This is a genomic window from Microbacterium sp., assembly GCF_052099035.1.
Lineage (GTDB): Bacteria > Actinomycetota > Actinomycetes > Actinomycetales > Microbacteriaceae > Microbacterium.
The window spans coordinates 40,387-46,061 of sequence record NZ_JBQDSX010000022.1 but is presented as its reverse complement, the minus strand read 5'-3'; the positions used below and the strand labels follow the sequence as shown (position 1 = coordinate 46,061).

5 protein-coding genes and 1 pseudogene are annotated in these 5,675 nt (G+C 67.2%); 3 read left to right on the top strand and 3 right to left on the bottom strand.

Annotated elements, in window-relative coordinates; translation table 11 throughout:
* Nucleotides 1-292 (bottom strand): annotated as a pseudogene (locus ACTIAO_RS09040) (acyl-CoA desaturase); the annotation flags it as partial.
* 124 nt (nucleotides 293-416) lie between these two features.
* Entirely contained in the window at nucleotides 417-683 is a 267-nt protein-coding gene (locus ACTIAO_RS09035; protein WP_441905961.1) for a hypothetical protein, read from the bottom strand.
* 201 nt (nucleotides 684-884) lie between these two features.
* On the opposite strand from ACTIAO_RS09035, the gene ACTIAO_RS09030 reads away from it, so the two are divergent.
* Nucleotides 885-2,498, top strand: coding sequence for an amidohydrolase (locus ACTIAO_RS09030; protein WP_441905960.1), 1,614 nt, complete (start codon nucleotides 885-887; stop codon nucleotides 2,496-2,498).
* A 3-nt stretch (nucleotides 2,499-2,501) separates the two neighbouring features.
* Here the strand turns inward: ACTIAO_RS09030 and ACTIAO_RS09025 are convergent, their stop codons facing one another.
* Nucleotides 2,502-3,680 (bottom strand): glycosyltransferase, encoded by a 1,179-nt coding sequence (locus ACTIAO_RS09025; protein WP_441905962.1) that lies wholly within the window; start codon nucleotides 3,678-3,680, stop codon nucleotides 2,502-2,504.
* A 109-nt stretch (nucleotides 3,681-3,789) separates the two neighbouring features.
* Between ACTIAO_RS09025 and ACTIAO_RS09020 the strand changes: the two genes are divergently transcribed.
* Nucleotides 3,790-4,053, top strand: coding sequence for a glutaredoxin family protein (locus tag ACTIAO_RS09020; RefSeq protein ID WP_441905959.1), 264 nt, complete (start codon nucleotides 3,790-3,792; stop codon nucleotides 4,051-4,053).
* 26 nt (nucleotides 4,054-4,079) lie between these two features.
* Nucleotides 4,080-5,504 carry an MFS transporter gene (locus tag ACTIAO_RS09015; protein WP_441905958.1) on the top strand — a complete coding sequence of 475 codons (1,425 nt, stop codon included), beginning with the start codon at nucleotides 4,080-4,082 and terminating at the stop codon, nucleotides 5,502-5,504.
* Nucleotides 5,505-5,675 lie beyond the last annotated feature (171 nt).

The following is a 5,675-nucleotide window of genomic DNA, read 5'->3' as shown; positions in this document are numbered from 1 at the left end:
CGAGGAACCCGATCTGCGTGAAGATGATGCCGAGGGCAGCGGCGATGAGCAGCTGGAACCAGCTGTCGCCGAGGAGGATGAACCCGGTGATCGCTCCGCCGAGGGCGAGGGCGATTCCGGCGGCGACGAAACTGTAGAAACGCGGAGTCCTCTGCAGGAGTCCCATCTCACGCACGACCTGCGAAACGTTCTGATACGCCTTGGCCATCGGGGGGAAATCTGCATTGCCCGCGTAAGTCTGACGTACTCGGCCAAGAGTGCTGGTGGTCTGTTCGACCTGTGCAGTGGAGATGTTGCTCTCCCGTCGATCGGAGCCCTTGAGCTGTGAAGCCAAGGGCGGCTGCCGATCGCTTCGTCCCAGGCTAACCCGGGGGATATACGTCACTGCGTATACGTCGGATCCTCCCGGTCGTCTCTCAGGAGCGGGCTCTGCTCAGATGGCGCCGGAGAGTCTGCCGGATGGAACGAGTGCGCCGCTTCGCTGCGCCCTCAAGGGCGCTCCTGGCGTCGTCGAGCGTGTCGAAGGAACCGAGCTCGGCGCCTTGGCTGTCGTGAACGACATGGCCGGAGCCGTCGTTCTCGACGAATCCGGCGAATTCGCCGTCGCGGGTCGCGACGTGCACGTCGGCGTCGGCCTGTTTCCAGGTCAGGGATTCGGGCGGGTGGATAGTGGTGTTACTCATGGTGCTCATTGCTGTGGGCGGGCGCGCGCAGGCGCGTCCGGAATTCTTTCGATCGAGAGCGGATGCCGCGCGCGTCGGTGTGCGCGGTCCTTTACGGCCCTGATCAGTGGCTACGTGCGCGCCGGAATTGCGGCGAAAACATCACGTTGCACGACAAGTCTAGCGGACGAGAACCCGGGAGGGCCCGATAACGTGAGATCCATGTCCGATGACGCGCTCCTTCTCCTCACCGGCGCACGCGTGCGCGGCACCGATTCTGCAGCGGCAACGACCCTTCTCGTCGGCGGGGAGACCCTCCTGGTGATCGGTCAGAATGACCTTGCCGACGACGTTCTAAGCACGCGCGCGGTGCGCCGCATCGACCTGGACGGCCGCATCCTCACTCCGGGATTCATCGACGCGCACGTGCATCCCCTGGCCGCTGAGCTCGCGCTCGGCGGTGCATCCGTCACACCGGATTCCTCCGTCGACGAGTGCTGGCATCAGGTCAGAACGGCAGCGACGTCGGCATCCACCGATTCGTGGGTCGTCGTGGCCGGTTACTCCGCGATCCGCTTCGCCGCCGAGCGGATCACGCGTCGCGAGTTGGATGCTGTGGAGGCGGAGCATCCGGTCGTCCTCATCAACAGCGACCGGCACGGTGCGCTCGCGAACACGGCGGCCCTGCGCGCATCGGGTCTCCTCGACGCGACGTCCGGGTTTCTGGAGCGCTTCAACGACGGCTCCCCGACGGGGATCGTCAACGAGAGCGCGCTGACTACTCTGCTCGGAGCTGTCACTCCACCGGATGCCGCCACCCAGCGTCGCGCGCTTCTGGATGCGCAGCGCCGGCTGCATGCGCTGGGCGTCATCGGCTGGCAGGATGCGTTCGTCGGGGAGATCCAGGGGTCGCCGGATCCTTCGGTGCCCTACCGTTCGATCGCAGCCGATGGCCTCCTCACCGCACGCGTTTCGGCCGCTCTCGGCTGGGATCGGAACCGAGGACTCGAGCAGATCGACGAGCTCGTGAGCCGCCGCGCTGAACTGCCGCGCGGCCGGTTCTCCGCGCCCGCCGTGAAGATCTTCGTCGATGGTGTGCATGAGTCCGGCACGGCGGCGATGCGGGCAGACTACTTCGATGCGTCCGGCGCTCCTCTCGGGCACAACGGACAGCTCGCGATCGAGCCGGATCTGCTTCGCGCCGCGGTCGGACGGCTCGACGCCCTCGATTTCGACGTCCACATGCACGCGATCGGGGATCGCGCCGTGCACGAGGGTCTGGATGCTGTCGCCGCTGCCCGGCAGGCGAACGGGCAGCGCGGCACCCGGCATCAGATCGCGCATGTGACGTTCCTCGAAGCGGGCGACGCCGAGCGTTTCCGCACGCTGGATGTGACGATGAATCTGCAGCCGGTCTGGACCGCTGACGACTTCCTCGACTTCGACCAGTACGCGCGATACGTGGGCCCCGAGCCGATGGAGCGGATGTCTCGCCTGGCCGACTGGAGCGGTGGCGGCATCCGCATCGCGATGGGAAGCGACTGGCCCGTCTCGACGCCGGATCCGCTGCGCGGCATCCGCGCTGCCGTCCGCCGGTCACTCAGCGGTGACAGCACCGTGCGATTCGAGCATCAGGCTCTCAGTCGGGAGGCTGCCTGGCGGGCGTACACGGCAGGATCTGCGTGGTCGTCCCGCCTGGATGGCTCCGGAACGCTCGAGCCCGGAAGCCTCGCCGACTTCGTGGTCTGGGACGGCGACCCCTTCGATGACCAGCAGGATGCGTCGGTAGCACAGACCTGGGTCGGCGGCGAGGCCGTGCACGGTGAGGAGCTGTGACACTCACAGCTCGCCGGGGCGCATCGCCTCAGCGTCGATGGCCGTGATGATGCGCCCTGCCGCCGTGTCAGTCGTCGGCGCAGCATCCACCCCTTCTGCGTCCCGCGTGCGGCCGCGACGCGGCGCGTAGACGAACAGGGCGTGGAAGAGGAAACGCGCGGAGAACGCCACGACGAGCGAGATCCCCGTCGCGAGCACGCTGGAGATGTGCCAGGTCTCGACCATGAGCACCATGATCGGGATGCGCAGCGCGGCTTCGACGTTGTTGAACGTGAACGAGGCCGCGAATCGCGCCCAGACGCCGCGGGCATCCGTGCGCATGTCACCGAAGACGAACCGCTCCTGCAGAAGGAAGTTGCCGACGATCGTGACCTCGGCGCCGATGATCGCCGCCCACACGTACGGCATTCCGGCCATCGTCAGCAGCCACATGATGCCGAGGTTCGCGACCGCGCCGATCGCGCCGATGAACGCGAACATCGACATCTTTCCGAACCGCAGCCGGGCGAGGTGCGCGATGAACGTCGTGCCCTGACGGAACGATGCTTTGGATGTGCCGCTGTGCCGCTCGGAGAACTCCATCGGCACTTCGGCGATGCGCACATCGGAGCGGGCGAGGATCTCCAGAAGGATCTTGAATCCGTGCGGTCGCAGCGTCGGAAGATCGAGTCGGCTCCGGTCGACGAGGAAGAAGCCCGTCATCGGATCGGTGCTGCGCACCAGCCTCCGGGGGAACATCGCCTTGGTGATCCAGGTCGATGCACGAGAGACCCCGAACCGCAGCGTCGTGCCCAGTCCCGCCGAGTCCCCTCCGCCGATGTATCGCGATGCCGCGACGACATCGGCGTCGCCCTGCGCGAACCGTTCCAGAAGGGTCGAGATCAGCTCGGGGGGATGCTGCAGATCCCCGTCCATGACGATGCAGATGTCTCCCGTGGCATCCGTGAGGCCGACGAGAACCGCGCCGCCGAGGCCGCCCGTGTTCGCGTCGCGATGGATGACCCGGACCGGCAGCGCCGCGGTCTGCGCCACCCGCTCGATCTCAGCTGCGGTGTCATCGGTGCTGTCGTCGACGAAGAGGATCTCCGCTTCCCGCCCCGCCAAAGCGCGTGCGGTGCGCTCGACGAGCTCGGAGACGTTGTCCCGTTCGTTGAACGTGGGGACGATGACCGTGATGCCGATGCCCACGCGCGTCCCCTTTCCTGCTCTGATATGACGGCATCCATCGTCCCATGCGCAGGCTGTGCGCGGGAACGGCGCCCATCCAGCTGTGGACGAATATCCTGGAGACATGACTTCGATTACTCCCGACACCATCACCATGTTCGGCGCCGAGTGGTGCGGCGACTGCCGCCGCACCAAGAAGCAGCTCGATGAGCTCGGTGTGGAGTACACCTACATCGACCTCGAAGCGACCCCGGACGCCGCCGACGTCGCCAAGGACATCTCCGGGCGCATGAACATTCCTGTCGTCGTCTACCCCGACGCCTCGCACCACGTCGAGCCGTCGAACGACGATGTCGCCGCGAAGCTCCGCGAGCTGTCGCTGATCTGACCCTCCCGCGCCGATACACTGGCGCGATGAGCACCGCCGCTCGACCCGAACGAGCTCCCTCACGCCTGTCCGCACGCACGATCGTCACATACGCGATCGGTTCGCTCGGTACCGGCGGTTACGCGACCCTGCCCGGTCTCGTCCTGACCTACTTCCTCACCGACAATCTCGGAGTGGCGGCGCTGGCCGCGGGCCTCATCGTGACTGTCGCGAAGGTGTGGGATGTCATCATCGATCCGCTGATCGGGGCGGCATCCGACCGACAGCTCGCCCGCACCGGGTCCCGCCGTGGGTTCATGGTCACCGGTGCGCTTATGCTGCCGGTCTTCTTCGCGCTCACCTTCGCGGTGCCGCCGTCGTGGGGGCCCGTGGCGAGCGCGATCTGCGTCCTGCTGGCCTTCCTCGGCACGGCGACGGCGTTCAGCCTGTTCCAGGTGCCGTACGTCGCCCTGCCCGCCGAGCTCACCGACGGATACGACGAGCGCACACGCCTGCTCGGATGGCGCGTGGTCGTTCTCACCGCGGCGATCCTCCTGTTCGGCGCCGGCGGCCCGATGCTGCGGCGCGCAACCGGAGACCCGGTGACCGGGTACCTGCTGATGGGCATCGTCGCGGGTGTGGCGATCGGCATCGGAATGCTGATCGCCAGCCGCACCGCCCGGGATGCCGCGGCGCGCCGCGCTTCGGCAGGCTCAGCGACCGGCACGTCGATCCCTGAGTCTGTCGAAGGGTCGAATCCGCGAAACCTGCGGGAGGAGTACCTCTCGGGTTTCCGCGCCCTGCGGCGCAGTGCTCCGTTCCGGGCTCTGCTGGGCACATTCCTGCTGCAGGCGCTTGCCACGGGAACAATGCTCGCGGGGGCGCAGTACGTCGCGCGATGGGTGCTCGGCGATGAGTCCGCGGTGGAGATCCTGTTCGTCGCCCTGGTCGGTCCGGCGCTGATCGCCACACCGGGATGGACGGCGATCTCCAAACGGGTCGGCAAGGAGCGGTCGTTCCTCGCCGCGAGTTGCCTGTTCCTCGTTGCATCCGCATCCATCGTCGTTGCCATCTGGATGCCCGGTGCCTGGCTCTACGCCGCAGTGGCCGTCTCCGGCATCGCCTATGCGGGCCTGCAATCGCTACCGATGGCGATGCTCCCGGACGTCATCTCGCACGACGAGCGCACGAGCGGCCCCGGCCAGGCTGGCACATTCACCGGAATCTGGACCGCGGGCGAGACCGTCGGCTTCGCGCTCGGAGCCACCGCTGTCTCGCTCATGCTGGCTGCGACCGGGTACGTCTCGAGCGTCGCCGGAGTGGAGAGCACTCAGCCGAGCGAGGCGATCACGGGCATCGTGCTCAGCTTCAGCATCCTGCCCGCAGTGCTCATGGCGCTCAGCATCATTCCGCTGTCACGGTATCGGCTGCGTCGCAGCGACATCGATGCAGCTGCCATCCCTAGCCCCTGACCCGCCGCGCTGCTCTTCCCGCCCCTCGCGCTGCTCCCCCCTCCCCTCGCGCGGCTGTACCCTCCCGTCCCGCGACTCCCCCCTCCCTCGCGCGGCTCAAATCTGCCCGCGCGGCTGAAACTTCTGCAGCGCGAACAGCGATGGACAGCGCGAAGCGGGGAATAGCAGCGC

Bases quoted from the DNA above. Each gene is read 5' to 3' on its own strand.
- ACTIAO_RS09035 (WP_441905961.1), bottom strand. From the start codon at position 683: ATGAGTAACACCACTATCCACCCGCCCGAATCCCTGACCTGGAAACAG.
- ACTIAO_RS09030 (WP_441905960.1), top strand. From the start codon at position 885: ATGTCCGATGACGCGCTCCTTCTCCTCACCGGCGCACGCGTGCGCGGC.
- ACTIAO_RS09020 (WP_441905959.1), top strand. From the start codon at position 3,790: ATGACTTCGATTACTCCCGACACCATCACCATGTTCGGCGCCGAGTGG.
- ACTIAO_RS09015 (WP_441905958.1), top strand. From the start codon at position 4,080: ATGAGCACCGCCGCTCGACCCGAACGAGCTCCCTCACGCCTGTCCGCA.